Here is a 23,080-nt window from a genome sequence, read left to right on the forward strand (position 1 = left end):
ATGCTCTTTGGATTAATAGAGTTAAGGACCTCTTCATTTAATAAATTTTTCTTTGTTAACACTATTAACATAAAGTTTAAGTTGTATGCTATTTATTATTACAAAAATTAAAATTAGTATTAATAGATAAGTTAAATAGATTATAACATAGCATTAGATTGTTACAGATGATCATGCCAATAGAACCTTAAAAGAAGAAAAAACTTAACCATACCGGGGAATAAACCTAAAACTTCGGGTTCTGTGCATGAAGATCATTTGTAACATCATATCAGTGGTGTTAACAAAATGAAAATAAAAACATATAGTGGAATACTAATTATCCTCGTACTGATACTGTCCTGCATCGGTGCAGGTTGCCTTTCGAGTTCCGGGCAGTCAACAGAAGACAATATAGAAGTGCAGACCATTACCGATGGACTTGGCAGGGAAGTAACGGTTCCCGTTAATCCTGAAAGGATCGTCTGTCAGGGACCAGGGGCATTAAGATATATTTGCTATCTTAATGCACAGGATGCAGTTGTTGGTGTGGAAGACATTGAATTGAGAAAAGATGAGAATAGAAGACCCTATGCTATTGCCAATCCTCAGTTCCAGGATATGCCCCTGATCGGTGAATACAGGGGTAATACTGACCCAGAAAAGATCGTTACTGTTGATCCGGATGTGATTTTCTGGACATACGTCCAGTCAGCTGATGATGCAGATAAACTCCAGGCAAAGACAGGGATCCCTGTTGTAGCTCTTAATTATGGAGACCTTGGGGCCTATCGCAATGATATGTACCTGTCACTGCGTATCATGGCAGAAGTAATGGGGAAGGAAGAGAGAGCTGAAGAGGTTATTGGGTTTTTCGATATGACCATTGAAGACCTCGAGTCCCGGACATCAGATATTCCTGAAGACGAAAAGATATCGGTCTATGTTGGCGGTATAGCATACCGAGGTCCACACGGATTCCAGTCAACAGAACCCTCTTACCCGCCATTTGCCCTGATCAATGCAAAGAATCTAGCAGCTTCACTTGGGACCGAACATGCTGATGTGTCAAAGGAAGCTATCATTGAATGGGATCCGGAGATCATTTTTGTTGACCTTTCAACATACCAGACGACACCTTCAGCAGTAGATGAGCTGAAAACTGATCCTGCCTATACATCCTTGACAGCTGTAAAGAACGGGAACGTCTATGGAGTACTACCTTACAACTGGTACACCACAAACCATGGTTCAGTCCTTGCTGCAGCTTACTACTCAGGAGAAGTTATCTATCCTGAAAGGTTCCAGGACATCGAACCTTCCGACAAGGCAGATGAGATCTATGTATTCCTCCTTGGGGAACCAGCTTATGAAAACCTGAGATCCGGATTCAGTGCCGGATTCGGCCAGATCGAACTTGATGAATAAAGATCGAATTGAGCCTGAAGAATATCGGAGGAAAATATGGAATTTATAGAAGGTAAAATGGATGAGCTAAAGGAAGATACACTTCCTTTGGCCTATACAGGTTACATCAGAAAGAAGATCTCCTTCATGATCATCTCATCGATCCTTCTGTTCCTGTTACTCATCTATTCCATAGCCGTAGGTGCTGCAAATATTTCTTTCACAGATGTTATGGCTGCACTGTTCGGCTACGATGTTGGAAATGTTTCCACCATCATATGGAATATACGCCTTCCTAGAGCACTGACAGCCATCGTTTCAGGCATAGGACTATCGGTTGCAGGTGTAGCACTCCAGTCCATCCTGCGAAACCCGCTTGGATCGCCTTACACACTGGGAATATCACATGCTGCTGCATTCGGTGCAGCATTCTCAGTGATCGTTCTTGGCAGCGGCAGTATGCGAAGCACAGGAGCAGATGCGGTCATGCTTAACAACCCCTATATGACAACGGCGGTTGCTTTCTGTTTCTCTATGATAGCTACATTCATCCTGATAGCTATCGCAAGATACAGGAGTGCTTCCCCGGAAGTTATGATTCTCACAGGAGTTGCACTGGCATCACTTTTTACTGCAGGTACAATGTTCCTTCAGTATTTTGCAGATGATGTTCAGCTTGCAGCGGTCGTTTTCTGGACCTTCGGGGACGTTGGTCGGGCCGATTGGGGAGATCTTGGAATACTAACAGCCGTAACGATACCTTCAATGGTCTATTTCCTGCTCAACCGCTGGAACTACAATGCGATAGACGCAGGAGATGAAACAGCTAAAGGGCTTGGTGTTAATGTCGAAAAAGTTCGTCTTTGGGGCATGCTGGTAGCATCCCTTATGACCGCTTTTGTCGTGGCGTTCCTGGGTGTGATCGGTTTTGTCGGGCTGGCCTGTCCGCATATTGCACGCAAGTTCGTAGGTGATGAACAAAGATTCCTCCTGCCGGCATCCTGCCTTACAGGTGGCCTGCTGTTACTTAGTGCAGACACCGCTGCACGTCTTATGCTCGCACCCCACGAACTCCCGGTAGCTATACTGACCGCTTTTATGGGTGCTCCGCTATTCCTTTACTTGCTTATCAGGGGGTATCAGCACTAATGTTGAACGTAGAAGGGCTTGGGTTTAACTATAAGACCAGAAAAGTACTCGAACAGATCAACTTCGGTCTAAAACCCGGAGAGGTCCTTGCTATCCTTGGTCCCAACGGTGTTGGAAAATCGACACTTCTCAGATGCATCAACACCATACATCCGCCTGCCACAGGAACTATTTTTGTTGATGGTGAGGAGGTCCTTTCTCTTGAAAAGCATGAGGTCGCAAAGAGAATCGGTTATGTTCCACAACGTTCTGAAGCCGGAAAGCTAACTGCCTATGATGCCATCCTGCTTGGAAGGAAACCGCATATTGGCTGGAACATTAAAGAAAAAGATCACAAGATCGTCGAGTCCATCATTATGAAGCTGGGACTTGATAAACTTGCACTCAGGTACATCAATGAAATGAGTGGCGGAGAACTTCAAAGGGTTGCAATAGCAAGAGCACTCGTTCAGGAACCAAAGCTGTTGCTTCTTGACGAGCCGACCAGCAGTCTTGACCTTAAGAAACAGCTGGAGATACTGCGTACTATCAGGCAGGTTGTGAAAGATAACAGAGTGTCTGCCGTCATAACAATGCATGACATTAATCTTGCACTCCGATTCGCTGACAGGTATATTTTTCTGAAGGATGGAAATATCTTCGCTCATGGGGGACACGAGATAGTTGTGTCTGAGACTATTGAACAGGTATACGGTGTTTCTGCAACTGTAGAAGAATTGAATGGATTTCGTATAGTTGTACCAAATGAAGAATAAAGCGTAATAGTAATTAATTACTTGACGGAGAAAATTCATTGGCATTGTGGTCAGGCCACAGGATCTAGTTTCGAAGCACGTCTTGCAGGATAGACTCCTGCAATGAGGTTCAGGATAAAAGCAAACCCGGCAGCATAAACGAAATTGATGGCTTCTATTAACGGAAGAAGATAGCAGAAAATAAGGATAATGGATGTAAAAGGAAGTTAAATCACACCCATCCACCCTTTTATCAGCTATTGATCAATAAACAATACTCTTAGCAGAAGCACACTCGGTCTGGGTTGCACAGATGTGGTTTTTGATATTAAATCCCAGAAGGAAAGAACCAACGCAATACTTTTTGTCGCGAATCTGTGCTCTTGATCTTATGTATTCATCCGCAAACATGGAAGGTGAAGCCATAAGAGCATCGGAGATCCCGGGAATATGTTCTATGTAAGGAAATGGTTTTGGATTGACGACCATACAGACAGAATCAGCACAGGATCTTATTTTTACAAATTTATCAAGTGCTATTACGATGTTTCCAAGAACACAGTAACCTGAATGTTCCTGATACTCCTGAAGCTTGACAGGATCAGTTACGTCCCCACCTATGATCTGATCACCATGCATCAGCTTGATATTGTTTGCTGGCCATTCAAAGTATTTATTCGTCATGAACGCTATCATCACATCACAATCAAGGACCTGTTTTACCCCCAGGTTCTTCTTTTTACCGAAAAGAACTGATTTGACCTTTTCGTCCTTCTTTTCAAGTTTAATAATATTCATTCGGTCTACAGCATTAAGAAATAATATTTGCTCAATGCCTTTTGTGGAATCTAGCTCCACAATTACCTTGTCCATTGTATCTTCGTATGAAATACGATTAACCCCCCATAAAATGAATTGTAGTTTATTAAAAAACACAAATCAATGTATATTGTTATAATTCAATGTTATTTAAGTTTACTTTTATTAGCATTAGAATGGCATAAAAATTTAAAATATAAAATATAAAATTCCCGATAATATTTTGTCAAAAAGAGAAACGATCAGAAAAAAGACAAAACTGAAAATGAAGAGAAGAATAGAAAAAACTGGTGGAAATATTACTCCACCTTTTTAACAATACTTTGTTTGCTCAAAAGAAGATTGTATGCATCTTTAGCTTCGTTGTATTTAACAAGAACGTTATGCAGCTCAAGAACATTTCCATAACTTTCCTCTTTGAGAAGCGCATTTTCATAAACAACATTATGCGAAGGTAATACAGCATATACCTGTTTTTTTGAAGTTCCATCACATACCTTATAGACGGAGTATTTATTATCACCAAGATCTCCTGACATAAGGGAACAAACAACATTGATGCGCTTGCCAACATACTTTTTCATATCTGACAATCTGGCAAATTTCGCTTTTAGTGGTACCTTGTAGCTTACTTTTGACAAATTGTCCTTTCTCATTATAGCATATGAATATTTGATATCAGTGTTAAGATACCTGAAAGGCTCCTCGCATTCCGCAAGTTTTGACATAAGGAGAGGTGGCTTGATATCCTCTTTCTGCTCAAAGCTCCAGCACTCGTCGGGATTACAGCCTCTGCACCAGATAAAGGAACATGGACTATATATCCCAAGACCAAGATGCTTAAGAGCAAGGGTCAGCTTCCTGAACTCGGTTGAATTTACCCTATCTGCAGGTTCGATAAGAAGAATGTTGCCATCGTCTGTGAGCTTCTCGGACAGTTTTTTAACAAGCTCTGCCTTCTGCTCAATTGTAAGCTCCCGGATCTCATTGAGAACATTGGAAAATACCATTAGGTCGATCTTGTCAGGAATATCCTCGGGCTTAAGGTCCACGATATTAGCCTTAATGGGTTTTTCCACGGATACCCTTGCTTTGTTCTTTGCATATTCCGGTACGATGGAATCATATGCCCCGATGTTCTCATCGTAGAGTTCAACGCTATGGATAGCTGCTTCTGCCACGTCAAGTCGCTTGTAGAAGTCAATAATAGAAAGCGGGACTGTACCCGGACCGGTGCCTATGTCAAGGATCTTCATCCTGGTCTTCAACATGCCCTCAAGTGCCATGCTGTAGAGGATATGTTCGAACTGTACGAAATAGACCGGAAACTGATAAGCAAGATAGGCAAGGATGCTATAGCCTTTCTCATAAGAGATATTCCTGGACTTCCCAGATTTCCAGTAGGAATTCTTCTGGGCTACTACCGCTTTTCTTATTTTTTCCAGAACCAGAGGGTCATCCCAGTCCTTTGTCGTCTTATATTTGATGTACTGCTCAATGGTCTTCTGGAGTTGTTGTGATACAACAGGAGACCTGAAGAATGACCTGGTTCTTCCCTGCTCCTCAACTGTAAGCTCCAGCTTTTCCTTACTGAGAGCGCGGGTCATCCTGAAATCTTCATCCTGGGGAGTTGCATTGATCTTAAGATCGAATAAGAATGGTGATACGGCTTTATAGATGTCCTGTGTCGACATCTCTTCTTCTATGTAGTCCTTTATCTCCGATAGCATGAACTCTTTTTTCATGCGTGAAACGTACTTCAGTACGGAGAGTATATTATTTTTGGGCATCTTTTGAGAGGAAGGATCGCAAGTAATTAAAGCATTTTGGGAAAAGAAGAAAAAAGAACAGAAATGAAGAATTGGATGGAATAAAAGTTCATCGAGATCTCAAGATGATATGATATCCTTCGAACTTCTTCCACCGATACTTAAGGATAAAGATCAGCTCCTTGCAAGGGAGTATTCGGCAAGCACCTTCAGGTATTCATCATCCACTTCCATCAGTGCTGTCTGAAACATGGCCACATGGATCATTTCTTCTCTTGCGACATCAAGAAGTATCGCTCTGAGCTCGTCATCGTCGGTTAGGGAAGCCATTTGTTCATAAAGGTTGATAGCATCAAGTTCGGCTATCATGGAAAGTCTCATGAGCTCCTTGTCAATATATTCCTTATTTACTATAACCTGCTAATTTCACTTCTCGAAAATCCGCATCAACCCAAAAGTATTTACTTTAATAGTATCTTTAGCGTCATCAATCGGATATGTTGAAAGTAAAAAAAGCATCCGATAAATGGAGCCCGTGGTAATTATCGCATCAATAACCTGATTTATTTGATCCGGATCTTAAATAGCCACAGGTCCCCTTCATACATTCTATGTTATTTCTATGGCGATGTTACCATCTTTCGATCTCGTGCTTCATAAATCAAAAAATGAATAGATTTAAAGACTTGATCTAATGACAACTGAACATAAAATAAAAATAAAAACATACTTTGAAGAATCATTCTTGAGCGATCTTAAAGCAGGTTTCATAACTGCGGTCGTAGCGCTTCCACTTGCAATTGCATTTGCGCTGGCATCCGGGGTAGAACCTGTAATGGGACTTTATACTGCAATAATTGCAGGTGTTCTTGTATCCTCTTTTGGAGGTTCGCGATACTCTATATCGGGGCCAACAGGTGCTATGACCGTTATCATCCTCTCAACGGTCAATACTCATGGTGTAGAAGGGTTATTGCTTGCAGGATTATTAGCAGGTATCTTCCAGATACTGTTCGGCATAATGAATCTGGGTAAAGTGGTAAAATATATCCCATTGCCCGTAATCTCCGGATTTACAAGTGGTATCGGTGTACTGATATTGATAGGCCAGTTATCCAACTCTATTGGTCTTGTGCTGCCTGCCCGTGAACATGTATGGGAAACCCTCTATGATATATTCGCAGGTATTGGGGTGGCAAACATTACAGCTGTCCTCATCTTTGCCGGTACCATTGTGCTGATGTTATTGCTTCCGAGGATACTATCCGGATCAAGATACCTGAACAACGTCCCGGCATCGATCGTAACATTGATTATTTCTGTCGTTCTTACGTATTACCTCCATCTTGAGGTTCCCATAGTAGGCGACATTCCTGGAAATATTCCGCAGTTTCACATGCTGGAGTTCGATCTTGAGCTCCTATACGCAGTTCTGCCTGCCGCCTTCACGATAGCTTTACTGGGAGCCATTGAATCGCTTCTTTGTGCTGTAGTTTGTGATGCAATGACGAATACAAAGCATAACAGTAACAGAGAACTCATCGGCCAGGGCATTGCAAACGTGCTTCTTCCTTTCTTTGCAGGTATCCCCGCAACAGCAGCAATTGCCAGAAGTGCGGTGAATATCAGGGAAGGTGCCAGAACACGTATGTCCGGAATAGTACACTCTCTGATATTATTCACAATACTCATATTCTTCGGACCAATTGCAAGGTACATACCAAAGGCATATCTTGCAGGTATTCTGATATTGGTTTCCATAAAAATGATCAACATCGAAGAGATAAAAACTACGATGAGGATCAGTAAAATGGATACTTTGGTCCTGATCTCGACCTTTGCACTGACCGTGCTGACCGACCTTGTATTTGCCATTCAGGCAGGAATGTTCCTTTCCATGATCCTGTTGTTCATACGGCTGACAAATATAATTGATATTCAGACCATGGAGAACTACGGCCCTTCAGAAGGAATCAATGCTACGATCCTTTCCGATCCCTATCTCCATGATAACGTAGCAGTCTACACAATAAACGGTCCGTTCTTCTTTGGTGCAATGAACGTATTCGAGCACAAGGTCGATGAACAGATAAAGATGAGTAAGCAGCATATCGTGATCAGAATGCGTTATGTTCCTTTTGTAGATACTACGGGTATTGAAAGGTTGAAGAGCTTTATTATGACCCGCAAGAAGATGGGGGAAATGGTCTATCTGACAAGTGTTCAGCCGGAAGTAATGACTGTTATCAACTCTGATGCGGCTCTTAATGAAATGATACAGGAGAAAGATGTCATCATATTCCAGAGGACACAGGAAGCTCTTGGTTACCTGAAATCCCTTGGAGAGGGTGAAAAGTGATCTTTCATCAGATAATTCAAGGATCATTATAATGTTGGATTTTTGATGTATATTTAATGTAAAACTATTAGGGTGGAATATGAAGAATCACCTCATTCCACCTGCTTTTTTATACTTGTCCGGGATGTCCTGAATATCCGGAAAGCTTGTAATTGTCATCACATTTTCACAGGTTTTCTCAAGGTCATCAACCCTTTTCTGATTATTTAATAACTTTAATATAATATTAAAACAAAAATCTATATTTCTAAAAGGGGGTATAGAGATGTTACAAAAGACAATCCTAATTTTATTATTATCAATATTCCTGATATCGTCCGGTTGCACGAGTTCCACGGAAGACCTTGCAGGGTCTGTGGATGAGATCTCTACGGCTGCAGCAGAGGCATCAGGCGCTATAGAAGAGATAGGATTCGAACTTAACGAACTTAACGAACCGAACGAACCTGTGGGAAACACTCCCTCTGATGTGGATGATGGTAAAGGAACACCTGCAATTGACGATTCAACATCTGATATGGAAGATCTTCGCATAGGCGCTTTCAACATACAGGTATTCGGTGTTACTAAGGCATCAAAACCTGATGTCATGATGGTACTTGCAGATATAGTTCGCACCTATGATATCATTGCTATTCAGGAGATCCGGGATTCATCGCAGACCGCACTTCCTGCACTTGTGGATCTGGTGAACAGTGATGGTTCACAATACGATTATGTTGTAAGTGAGCGCCTTGGAAGGACTTCCAGTAAGGAGCAATATGCCTATATCTATGACACCTCCGCTGTTGCACTTGCAGGTACACCTGAAACATATCCTGAGCCTGAAGGTACCGATCCGTTCCACAGGCAGCCATATATCAGCTCTTTCAAAGCTTTAGATGGTGATTATGATGCTGTCCTTATGGTGATCCATACAGATCCCGATGAGGCTAACGAGGAGATCAATGCTCTTGATGATGTACTTGAATATGCAAAACGGTCCTATCCTGATGAGGTGGATTTTGTCCTTATGGGTGATTTCAACGCTGATGGGAATTACTTTGATGAGGACTCTTCCAGTGATCTCGATGATCACTTCTGGCTGATCGATGATAGCTGGGATACTACCACTAAAAGTACTGATTATACTTACGACAGGATAGTGCTAACTGATGCTTCTGACCTTAGCGGGGAGCATGGTGTTTTCAGGTATGATCTTGAATATAGCCTTTCCGAAGAAATGACAGTTGCTGTGTCAGATCATTATCCGGTCTATATGGAGGTCAGCTGCTACGGGGATAGTGACCTGTGAATATCTGTGCTAGAAAATTTCAGGCTATTATCTGTGAGATATATGGTAAAGCAAAAAAGTGAGATAAAGGCAGAAGAAAAAAAAGTAACCGCTGGTAATAGATGGATCATTATTTCTAATGGTCTGCTTTACCAGACTTCTTTTTTATTAAGAAGTTAAAGGATCAACAATAAACTACCAATTTCTACAGAATTGGTCGTTTTTGGTAGTAATTCTTTTTTGAAAGTTACGCTGCTTTCTATTACGTTTAATACAAGAATACCTTCCTGTCTTATTGATCTTTGGGGAATTAATCTCTTCTGGCCATTATACAAGTAAGGAATTCATGATCATGCCTACAATGATCAGTACAATGGCACCTACTATCCAGAACTTAATGATCTCCATAATTGGTAATTTTATTGCTATCGGCTCTGCAATACTGCATTGTGGCATTGCCTGTGGAACAGCAGTTGAATTTGAAGATGTTGCTGCAGTTTTACTTCCTGATGCTTGTACAGCTGGCTGGCGTGTGGTCTGTTCCCTCACAGGAGTAGCCACTTTCTGCTCAGTCTGCTTTTTAACAACAACTGGTTCCGGTTTTGCTCTTGTAGGACTCTCTTCCGGGACACTGGCTGGTGTGGTTGGAATAGCTGGCTGATCTTCAGTTTCGTTTAGTTCTTCCACAACGACATTCGTTTCCTGTTGAGAGAATGATGCTGCACTTGTGCTGAAGCTCTCTTCCTCTTTTTTAGCTTCATTTTCCTTTGCTATCTCAAAAATAGCCCACTTCTCTTTGTTTGAATTGGATATTTCGCTGCCCGGGTCAGTTTCGGTTACAGGTGTTTCAAAGCCCATATTCCTGTTATTTTCAGGTGCTGAGAATGTGGATTCTTCCACGAATTTCTCTTCCTCTTCTACAGCCATGGTATCTGAGGTAAAGCTATCGGAACCAAATGCATTGTTCTCTGTATAGCTTCCGGGTTCCTGGCTGAACATACTGGATGAGCCTTCGATGTCATCTGCCCTTGCACGACTTCCCATAGCAGCATCTATCATACCAAGTTCTTCCTGTGTATCTGCCAGAAGTCTCAATGCCTGTACGTTTTCCGGCTCTATCAAGAGGCATTTCGTGAAGTACTGCACTTTTTTATCCAGGCTTTTTGTTTGCACACCAAGGTCGAACCAGTTCTTAGCGCTCTGGTCTTTTTGTTTATCCTTAAGCTTTTCAATAAAATCCATCTGATTACCTCTATAAGGGCAGCCCTCATGTCATCTCCACAGCTCATCTGCGAAAACACCTGCCCATTATAATAATATTTGAAAGCTATAAATATATGTGCCCTTATGACCGCTGATGTCCGGTTCATATGTGGTCTGCTTGACTCCCATTAATAAATAATCTCATTCTGACCTGTATTCTAAAAATGAAGTGGGTAACCCAGTTTCAAAATAAATACAAGCAATACAAACAAATATTAAGCCGGAGAAAATAATATAATATCCATAGCAGGCAGAGTACCTGTATCAGGAGATTTCTTGTGTTCGAGTTAAGCATAGCAATGCGTCATATCAACTCACGCCGGCGGCATACTCTATTCTCTCTTCTCGCCGTTGCACTGGCAGTTGCTACTATAGTTGTCCTCATGTCAATGGTCTCAGGAGTTCAGGAGGAACTTATCGAGATCACCATTGAGAACGCTCCACATATTGTTGTCAGCCCACAGTCAGATGCTGAAGAGGATCTCCATTTGTATAATTACCTGATGGATGTCATCATACAGAAAGAGGGGGTTGTTGCAGTGTCACCTTATCTTTCAGGTCAGGCGGCTTTGAAATATAAGGACAATGCAGAAGGCGTATTGCTCAAAGGTATAGAACCACATGCAGAAGAGCGCGTGATGCGTGTAGGCGACGACATTGTAGCAGGAAGTTTTGTAGATCTTTCCCTTACTGGACATGGTATTGTCCTTGGTGACGAACTTGCAGAGAACCTCGAAGTAGGTATCGGGGACAACGTCGAAGCTGTTTATCCGGGTTCTCCGACAAGATCATTCAAGGTTGTCGGTATTATCAATACCGGAACAGCCAGTGATGAAAGTCTCGCATATGCAAGGCTTGGGACCCTGCAGGATCTCTTCCGAAAGAACGGGGTTGTGACCTCTATTGGTGTCAGAGTGCTTGACCCTTATCAGGCAGAAGATATAGCGATTTTAATTGAGGATGAAATCGGGGCTGATGCGGTTAGCTGGACCGAGGCCAACAAGGCCATCCTCGACCTGCTCAACACACAGAAGGTGTTCGTATGGATATTCTATGCTCTTATCTATGTGATTGCAGGCTTTGGCATTGCTAATACCCTTATCACAGTAGTGATGGACAAGAAAAAAGAGATAGGTATGCTTAAAGCAATGGGAGTTTCCAGAAAAAGCATAACCTCGATATTCCTTTTTGAATCAGCCTTCCTTGGAGCATCCGGTGTGGTAGTGGGCTGTATAATAGGATATCTGGCATCTGTAGCGATTGGGGCTTATGAACTTGAGCTGCCAAGTGAGATGTATCTTGGCCTGACCACAATGCCAATGAAAATAGAAGCCATCAATTTCGTTTATGCTGCCGGATTTGCTTTTATATTGAACCTCATTGCAGGAGTTTATCCTGCAAGACGTGCTTCAAAACTAGATCCTGTGGAAGCAATTGAGAATGACTGATCTTGCTGGCTGAGATTTTGATGTATCTTATCTTTTGATTGTGATCTGTTTACTATATGGGTTAACGATTGTGGGTAATGATCGTGTGTTAATGATCGTAGGCTACTGACTATAGGCTAGTAATCGATCTTAACGGTTGGATATCGCATACACCGGGTCAAAACTTGCTGCTTTTCTGGCAGGATATAGTCCGGCCACAATGTTCAGTATAAATACTCCTATAACTACAAGTAAGACATCTGTAGCCCTTACTATGACCGGAATGGAGGTAAAGCCATATGTGTCGCCCATGCCCCCGATCTCTATATCGCCTATCATGGACGAAATTATGATCCCTGCAGAGGCTCCCAGGATCGCACCGGTCAGTCCCAGCAGTCCGCTTTCCAGAAGGAAGATCGTCCGTATGCTTGAAGGGGAAACTCCCATTGCCATCATGATCCCGATTTCCCTCATCTTTCCCATGACCATCATATTAAGTGTGCTCACAACACCAAATGATGCTATCAGTAGTAACAGGCCGTAGATTATGTAGTTCTCTGCAGTCTCTATTGCCATAGTCCTCAGTATCTCCGGGTTCGTCTCGGTCCATCCCTGTGCATTGTAGCCTTTCTGCTTGATCATTTCTGCGATTACCATGTCCTGGTGGATATCTTCTATCCTCAGTGACATTCCGTTTATCACATCAGTTGTATCAAAGAATTCCTGTGAGGTCTGGAGGGAAGTGTATGCAAGGGATGTGTCATATGGGGTTCCTGTGTCATAGATACCTACAACTTTCAGGGATATTGTCTTTGCATTTGGGAATGAAACATCAATAGTATCACCGAGTACAACTTCGAGCTCTTCTGCAAATTCATCTCCCAGAATAATGGATTTCCTTGAATACACCAATCCGAAAAGGTCTCCTTCAACGATATCATCTGACAGGTAGGAAACAGCGTCCTCCTCAGCTGGATCTATCCCTTTCAGTATAGCATTCCGGCTCAGTTCGTCATTACTAAAGGTCGCCGTCCCTATCAGGTACGGGGAGGCAGCCACCACACCCTCAATGTTGAGTATGTCTTTCAGGACATTGTTATGGAGGTGTATGTATTCCTCATCCTCTTCCGGTGATATGGTCACATGGGGTAGCTGGTCTATGGTCTTGTCATAGAGCTCATCTGTAAATCCTACCATGATGGCCTGTGAAACAGAAAGCACCATAACCGCTATGGCTATGGCTATGATGGATAATAACGTCTGCCTTCGTTTTGACTTGATATGTCTTACTGCAATAAAGAGTTCATAGCTCATTAGTTTCAGTTAAAAATAAACTCTAATGATATTTATATCAAATGCAGCAGGTCTTTAAGGCCTTTAATTCCTCACAGGATGTTCGTGATCTCTGATATGTAAGGGACCATGCGGAAGAACATTGAACCTGAAAGGATCAGAATGAACCAGATAAACGGCTCTCCGGCTGCAAAGAGGTAGCTCTTATGGTCTTTTCTTGACTTGTCGACCTTATCCAGATAGTTCTGGGCATAGAACATTACCGGTACGATCATCAATGCAGTGTATGGGAGGCTTCCGATATATGTTTCGTAAATAAGGAGTATGACCGTTATGAAATTGATAGCAATGAGGGTCATAAGGCCTTTCCTGTATCCGTAGATCGCAGGTAATGTCCGCAGCCCCTTTTTCTGGTCACCTTCAATGTCCCTTATGTCAAAAAGGATCTGTATCCCGATCATTCTCAGGAATATAAAAGCAGAGATGATCAGGGCTTCTGATGTTATTGGATATGAGTAGTAAATGAACATGACGTACACAAGTATGGCCCAGACCAGCGAGACAAAAATGTTCTTAAATGCCGTTATTTTTTTTGTCAGTCCCTTAAAATATGCCTGGTATGTTACTCCTAGTGTAAGGATCGCGAATCCTATCAGCATGTTCTGTATGTCACTATATAGCACGTAGATGATGGCTATAGAAATGATGGATCCATATAATATGTAGGTTATTGTCTTTGAATCGTTTTTCCGGAAATAATCTGCACGGGTTGAATTTGTTTTCTGGTCATCTTCTGTTCCATTGAAGTAATCGTACAGGTAGATTATGTAGAACATAAGGTATATTATGACTAGGAAATCCCATGTTACGGGGATAGCGAACAGGATCGAGCACATGAATGCAACACAGATTGCACCAAATGCAAAAAGATGTCCCCCATATATGAAATCACTCCACAGTTCCTTTATAGCACCTAAAGTTTCTCTACATATTCTGTCATTTTCTGTTATATAATCTACTTTGTTCATATTTCCCCTCTAAAAAACAATACATGTTCACGAAGTAGCAATATATGTTCATCAAATAAATTTTATGTAAACAAAAATATAATTTGTGGCATTATATTTCAAAAATATGAACTTGCAATGGGTTTTTAGAAAGGATATAAAAGCAGTATTTTTTCGTCCCCGTCTTTTTTATCGAAGGGCTGATAGGAAATAATTTAAAGATTGAATTCAATGACACCTGAAAAGGTGATTATCTCATGAAATACTGGCAGCCAAAATTTGAAACAATGGAGCACAATGAACTTCGGGAACTGCAACTTAAACGTTTAAAGAAAACGGCTGCTGCAGTCTATGATAATGTTCCTTTCTACAGGGAGAAGTTCGATTCTTTGGGCATAACTCCTGATGATATCAAGTCCGTGGATGACATTAAAAAACTGCCAACTACCCGAAAAACGGACCTTCGTGACAACTATCCTTTCGGTCTTTTTGCTGTTCCAAAAAAGGACATTGTTCGTATCCATGCATCTTCCGGTACAAGCGGCAAGCCTACTGTGGTCGGCTATACTGCCAATGATATCAACACCTGGGCAGACATGATGGCACGTAACTTCACAATGGTTGGGCTTGATGCAAATGATACTTTCCAGAATGCTGTTAACTACGGCCTTTTCACAGGTGGTATGGGCTTCCACTACGGCATTGAGAGGCTGGGTGCCATGGCAGTTCCAAGCGGAACAGGAAATACAGTCCGCCAGATCGAGATGATGGAGGATTTTGGTGTTACTGCTATCCACTGTACTCCTTCTTATGGCCTTTACCTTGCAGAAACAGTCAGGGAAATGGGTATCGTTGACAAATTATCATTACGTGTCGGCTGCTTCGGTGCAGAACCATGGTCTTCCAGTACAAGAAAGGAACTTGAATCTGCTTTTAATATTAAGGCATATGATTCCTATGGTCTTTCTGAAATGATGGGACCTGGCATCGGATTTGAATGCCAGGAGCAAGATGGTCTTCACATCTGGAGTGATCACTACATTGTAGAGATCCTTGATGAAAATGGTGAAGAGGTTGCAGAAGGCGAGAAAGGAGAAATTGTGCTCACTTCCCTTACAAAAGAAGCACTCCCTGTTATCAGGTATCGTACCGGAGATATTGCCAGGCGCCTGAAAAGTGAGTGTGCCTGTGGGCGTACCACTGACCGTATCTCAAGGATCCTTGGAAGAGCGGATGATATGCTCATTGTAAGGGGCATTAATGTATTCCCATCCCAGATCGAAAACGTAATTGTCAGGATCGAGAAGATCACTGACCAGTTCGAGATCTATCTTGACAGGAATAAGAAGAAACTGGATGAGATCACTGTAAAGGTCGAACTTGATGAAGATGCTTTCACCGACGATATACAGGATCTTGCAAAAGTCAGAAAGGTTGTAGAAGGCGAACTCAAAAGCGTCCTGAACATCAGGGCCAATGTGGAACTTGTGGAAAAGGGTACGATTCCCAGAAGCACAGGTAAGGCCAAGAGGGTCTTTGACAGAAGGGAAGCTATCTAAACCCTTCATATTCTTTTAGAGGTTCAAATATGCCACACGTTATGGAGATCCTTGGAAAAACGAGGGTTGTGGTCGAGGACGGAAAGGTTGTCGAAGTTGGAGAGCCACAGCTTCAATGGTGCCCTCTTTTTGAAAAAGCAAGAGGTATCAAAGAGATCACCTGCGAGGCTGTAAAGGAGAACATGGAGTTTCGCATAAAGGATTTCGGTCTTTTTACTGAAGATCGTAAACTTGAGATGGATGTTTTTGTGGGGTTTGGCGCTTCTGAAGTGATGATGACCGGCCTGAACCGTGACCTGCTGGATACTACAATAACCGTGTGCGATGGAGCCGGAACTGTAATTAGCAATAATCCAGCTCTTGTTCAGGGAATGGGTGCAAGGATATCTGGTCTCGTAGAGACCGAACCCATTGACAAGGTGATCAACGGTATCGAGGACAGGGGTGGCATCGTGCTCGATCCTTCAAGTGCAGCGATTGACCCTGTAGGCGGTGTTCTGAAAGCCAGTGATCTTGGCTTCAAGAGGATTGCAGTTACTGTGGTCGACCCTGATACTGCAAGGACCCTTCGTGAGATCGAGGAAGAGAATGACCTTGAGCTTATGATAATCGGTGCGCATACAACAGGTCTTGGCAAGGAAGAAGCTCTTGAGATCATCAAGCATCTCGACATTGTCACTTCCTGTGCTTCAAAGAACATAAGGGATGCAATAAGACCTCTGGCACAGGTAGGCACTGCTGTGCCTTTATTTGCACTTACTCAGAAAGGAAAGGAGCTTTTGCTTGAGCGTGCCAAGGAAGTAGAAAGCCCGATACTTGTAAACACAATGCCTTTACCAGTGCTTCCTGAAAAGAAGCAGCCGAAAGATCTGGTCTGATCCTTTCGGCAAAATATTTTTTGACGAGCCTTAACGACTACTTGCGAAACTAATGACAAAAAACTGACAAACATTGGATATCAGGTCTCGATATCAAATATCATAAGTGGTTATCTTCTCGTCCTTTGCATCAGAGATCGTTGCAGTTATCATCTTGAACTTTGGTACTCCTGTACCGTCGTCAGCGGACACAAGTGCATTTGACCATGGGCTGTTGGTCATGTAGGCAATACCTTCATGAGCTTCCTCATATTCGGATAGCTGAACAGAAATCACGATCCTTGCAAAGCTGTTCTTCAGGATAACGTTACTTTTCTCCTTGAATCCCATCTTCTTCATGTCATTTACATCTATCTTTATGACTGCTGAACGGTTGAGGTATTCCTCTCCGCCTCTTGAGGACTCAAGGGCAGTGTTCTGGAATATATCCCTGTAGGTTATGATCTTGAGATCATATTCAGGAGCTGCAAGAAATTGGCCAAATCCCATTATAATGCCTCCATGATGCGGCTAAGTATCTCTTCATCGCTCAAATTGTCAGTAGGTATCATTGGCTTGAACTCGACCTCAACACCGTCCATTCTTATAGCAGTGCCTCCACATTCAGCACCACTGGTAACAGAAGCTATTGCTACCTTTGCTTTTTTGGATGTCATTGTCATGCAGGGGTCTATTGTTATCACAGGGATGTCAAGAAGTTCTTTAGCAATACTTCCAGGCAGGCTAGACATTGGATCAGATCCTATTACAAGGACTGCATCCACACTTTTTGTTCTCAGTAATTCAACAATTGAGCATTGCGGACCATGTTCAACACCACTTTCCCGGAATCGTGCACGATTGACGTATCCCGTTTCTTCATGCAGGTTATGGTCAAATCCACGCATGTTGTACTGGCCCACCATTGGTATGAGGTGGAAATTAGAAACATCGTTGAGCTTGTTCATCAACTTGACAAGAGGTTCAATGTCAGAAAGGGAATAGATCAACCCAAGACCTACACAGATAACGCCGAACTTTGCTTTCTTTAATAGGTTTGCAAGTTCCAGTATCTTTTTTGGTCCCATTCCAAAGGATACTTTTGGGACTTTCCCTGACAATGCACTGACGAATGCATCAATAAGTTCTTCATCTGCCTGTGGAGGTATCTGGTAGAACTTATCCCCGCATATGATAGCAGTGTCCGATTTTCTCACATCGATGCAGATAGCGGTCCTGTCCTCTTCCCAGCCACGTTGCCTTTCTTTTCCGCGAGGGAAGTATGTGTATTTTGAAAGATGACGTGGATGTGAGTTCGAAGGGTCTGCACCCCAATAGACTATAACATCAGCATAGTCTTTCACTTCATCCAGTGTGCATGTCCTGATCCTCTCCCCAAGGATAGCCTCAATAACAGGTCCCTGGCAGAATGAAGATGTATCGTCAATGTATGCAGTTGTCCTCTTTGCAAGCTCTATAGCTTTTTTCTGGGCACCGGTGGTGGAATTGCCCATGCCGAATATCAGGGGATTGGTAGCATTTTTAAGTATGCTTGCTGCTTCTTTTATAGCGTCATCTATGTTGACATTGCTTCCATCAACTTTACACTCTGCGGGTTCAGCACACTCTTTGAGGCGGGCCACACCTTTTAAGCAGGCGTTGTTCACTTTTGAGAGTTTGTTATCAGTTACTTCTATTTCGATATCATCACAAAGAAGTGCACAACCTGTACAAACGTAATATTCCTGTTCCACTTATCTCACCACATTCTTCAGACGAACTCTATTGCTTTTGTCGGACATGTTACTATGCAGCCGTTGCACATTATCTTGTTCTTTCCAAAACGGCGGCACTGATTTACATTGGAGAGGCGCACAACACCATCCTCCACACGCAGGATGACATTTTCACTTGTAGGGGCTTTTCCTGAACCTGCACCATAAGGATCTTCTGCAACATTTACAGGGCAGGCGACCACACAATTACCACATCCGATGCATTTTTCCGTATGGACGATCATCCCGGATTCCGAGGCCTCGCCTGAAGGTGTTATCATCTGCGAGAGCTTCTCATAGTTTTCCTTGAACTTGTCCTCTTTCAGGGGCGGGCAGTCATCTATGGTAACTTCTCTTGAAAGAAGAGCAGCTCCAAAAGCCATGCATGTGGCTTTCCCACATTGCTTACAGTTCGTTTTTGGGAGAAGCTGATATATCTCCAATGCATTTGTCATAGGTTCACCTGATAAATATTCCCATATCCGTAAAAGATAATAAATATGTTCAATTTTAATCTTCGTCTGTATCTTCATCTTTCTTTCTGAAGAACAGGTCACAATGACAGGAACCATCGGATTCAATCTCATCCTTATGGTATATGCAGGGACAAATTATCTTTTTGTCTTCGATCTCATCGCCCGTTACTATCCTGCAGGGACAATAGTTCTTTCCATGAGTGTCCTTGTTCTTTGCTATTCCTTCCAGAACAAGCTCCCTCATTTCTTCATCAGGGTTAAGCATATAGCCTGCTTTATCTGCGTATCTGGAAGTCCATGCATGGACTTCATCTTTTGTAGTTTTACGTTCGCTCATAATTCTCACGTTGAATCGGGGGTTCTTAATACATCATTCCAAAAGACTTTCAAGTTTCTCTTTCAGCTTATCTTCTTCGACAAATCCAACTACGTTCGTCACCATGTCCCCACTCCTGAAGAATAAAAAGGTTGGTACGCCTATGATCTTGAACTGCTTTGCAATCTCAGGTGAGTTCTTGAGATTCATTTTTACGAACTTGATCTTTCCGTCATATTCTGCGGCTACCTTTTCAAATATCGGAGCCATTTTTCTGCATGGTGGGCATGTCTTTGTAAAGCAATCCACTACAACAGGTAAACCGGAGTTTACAACCTCATTCTCGAATGCAGCTGTATTTATCTCGTAGAGGTTCGTACTTATTTCCTCTACTGCCGGTTCGTTGCTTGCAGTTGCCTTTTCTTTCCCAAACAGGTTGCTGATAAAGTTTCCCAATCCCATATATTACACCTTCTTGCTTCAGATCCAAGTTTAAGATAAAGTTGTCTTACAAGTAAATTTGTCCACCATGTCTGATAGTAGCTCTGATATCATTAATATTTCACACTTTCTTCTATAGAATATAAATAAAGCATATCTGAAAGTACATATCTATTTCGATATTGATCCAATGGATGAGCTCATGACATTAAGTAGCAGGCACTCAAAATAATTTTTAAGAATTCTATATAGTTAGTATAGTAGTTATTCTAACATAAACATAACTACAAATTTACAGAAATCATTTTACGATTTTATTATAACCGATCATAAAAAAGTTTATAGCAGGTAATAACATAACTTAACAGGTTCATCATCATAATGCACTCTAATAATATGGGAGAGATGTATACGACACACGAAGAAGAAAAACTCATTGATATTGTTTTGGATTCAATATTATCAGGTGTTGTGATCATTGATAACAAAGATCATGTTATAGTTGATGTGAACGAAACAGCTGCTAAGATGATCGGGCTGGCAAAAGAAGATATTATTGGTAACGTGTGTCACAAGTATATCTGCCCTGCTGAGATCGGACAATGTCCTGTTTTTCATCCCTGGCAAAATATAGATCGATCGGAATGTGTGCTTTTAAACTATAAGGGCGAATCAATTCCGATTCTAAAGACTGTCAAGAAGATCAAGAAGGACGACCATCTATACTTGATCGAGAGCTTTATAGATATTTCAAAAATTAAAGAAACAAAAGAGGAACTTTTAGTAAAAGAAAAGGCTATCGATTCATCGATCAATGCTATTGCTCTTGCTGATCTTGAAGGGAATCTGACCTATGTTAATCATTCTTTCCTTGAATTATGGGGTTATGGTGATGAAAAAGAGGTTCTTGGGAAACCCTCTGTAGAATTCTGGCAGGATGAAAGTAAAGCAGAGGAAGTAAAAAATGCACTATTCTTTGAAGGTAGTTGGGTTGGAGAATTACTTGCCAGAAAAAAAGATGATACTGATTTTTTAGTAAATTTATCAGCTAACATGGCATCTAATGAATTCGGGAAACCGGTTTGTATGATGGCTTCGTTTGTGGATATCACTGACATCAAAAAGGCAAACTTGCTTATCAAGCGAAAGCTCGAAATTGAAGAAACCGTGGCATCGATCTCTTCTATGTTCATATCTCCTAAAAATATTGATCAGACTATTAACGTCGCTCTTGAGAAGATCTGTGAACTATGTGGATGCAGCAGAAGTTACATTTTCAGGTTCAGTAATGATGGAACAAGAATGAGCAATACTCATGAATACTGTCCGGAAGGCGTTTCTCCACAAAAAGGCAATCTTCAGGACCTACCGGTCGAGATGTTTCCCTGGTGGATGGGCAAACTCCATAATGGTGAAGCAATCCACATCAAAGACGTTTCATCGCTGACAGAAGAAGCATCTGCAGAAAAAGAGATCCTTGAGATGCAGGGTATAAGATCCCTGATAGTTTTGCCTCTCTATACGAATAGTGAACTTACAGGCTATCTTGGTCTGGACAATGTTCTGAATACAGGGGAGTGGGAAGAAGAAGATATCAACATTCTCTCTCTGGCATCTCAGATCACAGGGGCTGGTCTTGAACGCAGAAATGCTGAAGATATGCTTATGAATGCGAAAATTGCTGCTGAAGATGCTAATCTGGCCAAGACCGAATTTATTGCAAATATGAATCATGAACTGAGAACTCCTCTCAATTCGATCATCGGATTCTCGGATGTACTGTCAAGTGAAAACTTTGGTACCTTGAACGATACACAAAAAAAGTATCTGTCCAATGTTGTTGTAAATGGGCAACATCTTTTGAGAATAATTAATGATCTTCTTGATCTTTCAAAGATCGAAGCTGGTAAGATGGAGCTTTTCCCTGAAAAGTTTGTTATCCTCGATGCCATCAATGGAATAAAAGCGACAATGATGCCTCTTGCAAAGAAGAAGGACATTGACCTGAAATGCAACATAAATATAGGGAACCCCCTTATAGTGGCGGACGCATTGAAGTTCAAGCAGATTCTCTATAACCTTGTAAGTAACGCTATTAAGTTCACCGATCAGGGAGGGTCTGTGACAATAGGGGTGAACACATCTAATGAGCTGATTTCAGTTTTTGTAGAAGACACCGGTTTAGGTATCGCACAAAACGACCAGGGTAAACTTTTCAATCCTTTCAGTCAGGTGGATTCATCAAACTCAAGGGAATATGATGGCACAGGGCTTGGTCTTGCTCTTGTGAAAAATTATGTTGAGATGCATGGTGGCAAGGTCTGGGTTGAAAGCGAAGTTGGAAAAGGCAGTAAGTTCACTTTTACAATACCTGTTGAGAACCAGATCACCAGGGCATAATTCTGCTTTAATTAATTTTTTGATCCCAATCTATATTTTTTAATAAGTTTTAACGAATAAAGATCGATAGTATCTGTTTCATTTAAGTACTATCAGTATATTAGAAGACGACTATTATGTCAATGAGCGATATTTCCAGAAGACAGGCACAGTATGCAGGCTACATTTTTTTCGTTCTGGCTTCCGTAGCAGTGGCACTCCCATTGATGGTTCCACTTGGGTTTAAGGTGCTTATCCTTATACCAATAGCCTTTAGCATTGGAATGGTAGGTTTCTGGCTGGGTGGTTTCATCCACAAAAAGCTGCAGGATGAGTAATTTTAAACCTTAATAATATCACGTAATATTGCAGCATCAGATGAAGTCCGGTTCTTTAAGTTCAACATCAAGTACCGGAAGTTCAATAGGTTCCCCATCACCATTATAGCATTGCCAGCTGTTCTCATCATAAGGGGCACCTACAATGATGTGATAGCTTCCTGTTTTCCCAAAAAGTCGGAGGTCAGCGTTAGAAGGAGTTATGTTCGGTCCGGGGTGGCTATGTACCGATCCTACGGATGAGACGTTTGGCATCATGAATAACTTGATAACAGCATTCTGCTCGCTGGACTCGGTACCTGGAAGTATAAGGACCTCAGCGATCACGCCGTTCTCTACCTGTAAAAGTCCGGCGAATTCTTTTGGGGCCATGGACTTACTGACACTCAGGATGAACTCCAGCGTTTCACGTGCAATGCCATTTACTTTCATAATAGGAAATTGTTTTTGAAGATAATAT

Annotated in this window: 22 protein-coding genes; 10 read left to right on the plus strand and 12 right to left on the minus strand. The window is 41.9% G+C overall.

What is annotated here, in order from left to right; all coding sequences use genetic code 11:
* The first annotated feature begins 288 nt into the window (after positions 1-288).
* Genes E7X56_RS05320 through E7X56_RS05330 form a run of 3 tightly spaced genes read left to right on the plus strand, consistent with a single transcriptional unit; the run spans position 289 to position 3,290 of the window.
* Complete coding sequence (locus E7X56_RS05320) at positions 289-1,407, plus strand: iron ABC transporter substrate-binding protein (protein WP_135605554.1); 1,119 nt, start codon at positions 289-291, stop codon at positions 1,405-1,407.
* Positions 1,408-1,443: 36 nt separating this feature from the next.
* Positions 1,444-2,535 carry an iron ABC transporter permease gene (locus E7X56_RS05325; protein WP_135605556.1) on the plus strand — a complete coding sequence of 364 codons (1,092 nt, stop codon included), beginning with the start codon at positions 1,444-1,446 and terminating at the stop codon, positions 2,533-2,535.
* Positions 2,535-3,290 (plus strand): ABC transporter ATP-binding protein, encoded by a 756-nt coding sequence (locus tag E7X56_RS05330; RefSeq protein ID WP_135605558.1) that lies wholly within the window; start codon positions 2,535-2,537, stop codon positions 3,288-3,290. The genes E7X56_RS05325 and E7X56_RS05330 overlap by 1 nt, the downstream gene beginning before the upstream one ends.
* A gap of 243 nt (positions 3,291-3,533) precedes the next feature.
* Here E7X56_RS05330 and E7X56_RS05335 read toward each other — a convergent pair whose 3' ends face one another.
* The 3 genes from E7X56_RS05335 to E7X56_RS05345 all read right to left on the minus strand — a co-directional run bounded on the left by E7X56_RS05335 (position 3,534) and on the right by E7X56_RS05345 (position 6,271).
* The gene (locus tag E7X56_RS05335; protein ID WP_135605560.1) at positions 3,534-4,142 is read right to left on the minus strand and encodes a hypothetical protein; all 609 of its coding nucleotides are present in this window, start codon (positions 4,140-4,142) and stop codon (positions 3,534-3,536) included.
* 245 nt (positions 4,143-4,387) lie between these two features.
* Positions 4,388-5,878 (minus strand): small ribosomal subunit Rsm22 family protein, encoded by a 1,491-nt coding sequence (locus tag E7X56_RS05340; RefSeq protein WP_135605563.1) that lies wholly within the window; start codon positions 5,876-5,878, stop codon positions 4,388-4,390.
* Positions 5,879-6,031: 153 nt separating this feature from the next.
* On the minus strand, positions 6,032-6,271 hold the full coding sequence (locus tag E7X56_RS05345) for a ferritin family protein (protein WP_371413355.1): 240 nt from the start codon (positions 6,269-6,271) through the stop codon (positions 6,032-6,034).
* A 331-nt stretch (positions 6,272-6,602) separates the two neighbouring features.
* Between E7X56_RS05345 and E7X56_RS05350 the strand changes: the two genes are divergently transcribed.
* Both E7X56_RS05350 and E7X56_RS05355 read left to right on the plus strand, forming a co-directional pair.
* The gene (locus tag E7X56_RS05350; RefSeq protein WP_244603412.1) at positions 6,603-8,216 is read left to right on the plus strand and encodes a SulP family inorganic anion transporter; all 1,614 of its coding nucleotides are present in this window, start codon (positions 6,603-6,605) and stop codon (positions 8,214-8,216) included.
* 265 nt (positions 8,217-8,481) lie between these two features.
* On the plus strand, positions 8,482-9,510 hold the full coding sequence (locus E7X56_RS05355) for an endonuclease/exonuclease/phosphatase family protein (RefSeq protein ID WP_135605569.1): 1,029 nt from the start codon (positions 8,482-8,484) through the stop codon (positions 9,508-9,510).
* Between the two features lie 306 nt (positions 9,511-9,816).
* On the opposite strand, the gene E7X56_RS05360 is transcribed toward E7X56_RS05355, so the two are convergent.
* Entirely contained in the window at positions 9,817-10,731 is a 915-nt protein-coding gene (locus tag E7X56_RS05360) for a hypothetical protein (RefSeq protein ID WP_135605571.1), read from the minus strand.
* 299 nt (positions 10,732-11,030) lie between these two features.
* Between E7X56_RS05360 and E7X56_RS05365 the strand changes: the two genes are divergently transcribed.
* The gene (locus tag E7X56_RS05365) at positions 11,031-12,200 is read left to right on the plus strand and encodes an ABC transporter permease (protein WP_135605573.1); all 1,170 of its coding nucleotides are present in this window, start codon (positions 11,031-11,033) and stop codon (positions 12,198-12,200) included.
* Between the two features lie 129 nt (positions 12,201-12,329).
* Here the strand turns inward: E7X56_RS05365 and E7X56_RS05370 are convergent, their stop codons facing one another.
* Positions 12,330-13,493 carry an ABC transporter permease gene (locus E7X56_RS05370; protein ID WP_135605575.1) on the minus strand — a complete coding sequence of 388 codons (1,164 nt, stop codon included), beginning with the start codon at positions 13,491-13,493 and terminating at the stop codon, positions 12,330-12,332.
* Between the two features lie 71 nt (positions 13,494-13,564).
* Complete coding sequence (locus E7X56_RS05375; RefSeq protein ID WP_135605577.1) at positions 13,565-14,500, minus strand: UbiA family prenyltransferase; 936 nt, start codon at positions 14,498-14,500, stop codon at positions 13,565-13,567.
* Positions 14,501-14,736: 236 nt separating this feature from the next.
* Between E7X56_RS05375 and E7X56_RS05380 the strand changes: the two genes are divergently transcribed.
* Together E7X56_RS05380 and E7X56_RS05385 are read left to right on the plus strand one after the other, a co-directional pair.
* Entirely contained in the window at positions 14,737-16,038 is a 1,302-nt protein-coding gene (locus E7X56_RS05380) for a phenylacetate--CoA ligase family protein (RefSeq protein ID WP_135605579.1), read from the plus strand.
* Between the two features lie 29 nt (positions 16,039-16,067).
* Positions 16,068-16,916: a methanogenesis marker 8 protein gene (locus tag E7X56_RS05385; protein WP_135605581.1), complete on the plus strand. Its 849-nt coding sequence runs from the start codon at positions 16,068-16,070 to the stop codon at positions 16,914-16,916.
* 93 nt (positions 16,917-17,009) lie between these two features.
* Here E7X56_RS05385 and E7X56_RS05390 read toward each other — a convergent pair whose 3' ends face one another.
* Genes E7X56_RS05390 through E7X56_RS05410 form a run of 5 tightly spaced genes read right to left on the minus strand, consistent with a single transcriptional unit; the run spans position 17,010 to position 19,924 of the window.
* Positions 17,010-17,405 (minus strand): molybdopterin dinucleotide binding domain-containing protein, encoded by a 396-nt coding sequence (locus tag E7X56_RS05390; protein ID WP_135605583.1) that lies wholly within the window; start codon positions 17,403-17,405, stop codon positions 17,010-17,012.
* Positions 17,405-18,649 (minus strand): formylmethanofuran dehydrogenase subunit B, encoded by a 1,245-nt coding sequence (locus E7X56_RS05395; RefSeq protein WP_135605585.1) that lies wholly within the window; start codon positions 18,647-18,649, stop codon positions 17,405-17,407. The genes E7X56_RS05390 and E7X56_RS05395 overlap by 1 nt, the downstream gene beginning before the upstream one ends.
* Positions 18,650-18,666: 17 nt before the next feature.
* Positions 18,667-19,125 carry a (Fe-S)-binding protein gene (locus E7X56_RS05400; RefSeq protein WP_135605587.1) on the minus strand — a complete coding sequence of 153 codons (459 nt, stop codon included), beginning with the start codon at positions 19,123-19,125 and terminating at the stop codon, positions 18,667-18,669.
* Between the two features lie 55 nt (positions 19,126-19,180).
* Positions 19,181-19,483 (minus strand): ferredoxin-thioredoxin reductase catalytic domain-containing protein, encoded by a 303-nt coding sequence (locus E7X56_RS05405; RefSeq protein WP_135605589.1) that lies wholly within the window; start codon positions 19,481-19,483, stop codon positions 19,181-19,183.
* Between the two features lie 33 nt (positions 19,484-19,516).
* A complete protein-coding gene (locus E7X56_RS05410) occupies positions 19,517-19,924 on the minus strand; it encodes a co-chaperone YbbN (protein WP_091689865.1) in 408 nt (135 codons plus the stop codon).
* 375 nt (positions 19,925-20,299) lie between these two features.
* On the opposite strand from E7X56_RS05410, the gene E7X56_RS05415 reads away from it, so the two are divergent.
* Together E7X56_RS05415 and E7X56_RS05420 are read left to right on the plus strand one after the other, a co-directional pair.
* Entirely contained in the window at positions 20,300-22,303 is a 2,004-nt protein-coding gene (locus E7X56_RS05415; protein ID WP_167879450.1) for an ATP-binding protein, read from the plus strand.
* A gap of 116 nt (positions 22,304-22,419) precedes the next feature.
* On the plus strand, positions 22,420-22,620 hold the full coding sequence (locus tag E7X56_RS05420; protein WP_091689867.1) for a hypothetical protein: 201 nt from the start codon (positions 22,420-22,422) through the stop codon (positions 22,618-22,620).
* A 36-nt stretch (positions 22,621-22,656) separates the two neighbouring features.
* Here the strand turns inward: E7X56_RS05420 and E7X56_RS05425 are convergent, their stop codons facing one another.
* Positions 22,657-23,052: a Mov34/MPN/PAD-1 family protein gene (locus tag E7X56_RS05425; protein WP_135605595.1), complete on the minus strand. Its 396-nt coding sequence runs from the start codon at positions 23,050-23,052 to the stop codon at positions 22,657-22,659.
* Between the last annotated feature and the right edge of the window lie 28 nt (positions 23,053-23,080).

It is taken from the genome of Methanococcoides sp. NM1 (assembly GCF_900774285.1).
Classification (GTDB): Archaea; Halobacteriota; Methanosarcinia; order Methanosarcinales; family Methanosarcinaceae; genus Methanococcoides; species Methanococcoides vulcani.

Bases quoted from the DNA above. Each gene is read 5' to 3' on its own strand.
- E7X56_RS05320 (WP_135605554.1), top strand. From the start codon at position 289: ATGAAAATAAAAACATATAGTGGAATACTAATTATCCTCGTACTGATA.
- E7X56_RS05325 (WP_135605556.1), top strand. From the start codon at position 1,444: ATGGAATTTATAGAAGGTAAAATGGATGAGCTAAAGGAAGATACACTT.
- E7X56_RS05330 (WP_135605558.1), top strand. From the start codon at position 2,535: ATGTTGAACGTAGAAGGGCTTGGGTTTAACTATAAGACCAGAAAAGTA.
- E7X56_RS05335 (WP_135605560.1), bottom strand. From the start codon at position 4,142: ATGGACAAGGTAATTGTGGAGCTAGATTCCACAAAAGGCATTGAGCAA.
- E7X56_RS05340 (WP_135605563.1), bottom strand. From the start codon at position 5,878: ATGCCCAAAAATAATATACTCTCCGTACTGAAGTACGTTTCACGCATG.
- E7X56_RS05355 (WP_135605569.1), top strand. From the start codon at position 8,482: ATGTTACAAAAGACAATCCTAATTTTATTATTATCAATATTCCTGATA.
- E7X56_RS05360 (WP_135605571.1), bottom strand. From the start codon at position 10,731: ATGGATTTTATTGAAAAGCTTAAGGATAAACAAAAAGACCAGAGCGCT.
- E7X56_RS05370 (WP_135605575.1), bottom strand. From the start codon at position 13,493: ATGAGCTATGAACTCTTTATTGCAGTAAGACATATCAAGTCAAAACGA.
- E7X56_RS05375 (WP_135605577.1), bottom strand. From the start codon at position 14,500: ATGAACAAAGTAGATTATATAACAGAAAATGACAGAATATGTAGAGAA.
- E7X56_RS05380 (WP_135605579.1), top strand. From the start codon at position 14,737: ATGAAATACTGGCAGCCAAAATTTGAAACAATGGAGCACAATGAACTT.
- E7X56_RS05385 (WP_135605581.1), top strand. From the start codon at position 16,068: ATGCCACACGTTATGGAGATCCTTGGAAAAACGAGGGTTGTGGTCGAG.
- E7X56_RS05390 (WP_135605583.1), bottom strand. From the start codon at position 17,405: ATGGGATTTGGCCAATTTCTTGCAGCTCCTGAATATGATCTCAAGATC.
- E7X56_RS05400 (WP_135605587.1), bottom strand. From the start codon at position 19,125: ATGACAAATGCATTGGAGATATATCAGCTTCTCCCAAAAACGAACTGT.
- E7X56_RS05405 (WP_135605589.1), bottom strand. From the start codon at position 19,483: ATGAGCGAACGTAAAACTACAAAAGATGAAGTCCATGCATGGACTTCC.
- E7X56_RS05410 (WP_091689865.1), bottom strand. From the start codon at position 19,924: ATGGGATTGGGAAACTTTATCAGCAACCTGTTTGGGAAAGAAAAGGCA.
- E7X56_RS05415 (WP_167879450.1), top strand. From the start codon at position 20,300: ATGGGAGAGATGTATACGACACACGAAGAAGAAAAACTCATTGATATT.
- E7X56_RS05420 (WP_091689867.1), top strand. From the start codon at position 22,420: ATGTCAATGAGCGATATTTCCAGAAGACAGGCACAGTATGCAGGCTAC.
- E7X56_RS05425 (WP_135605595.1), bottom strand. From the start codon at position 23,052: ATGAAAGTAAATGGCATTGCACGTGAAACGCTGGAGTTCATCCTGAGT.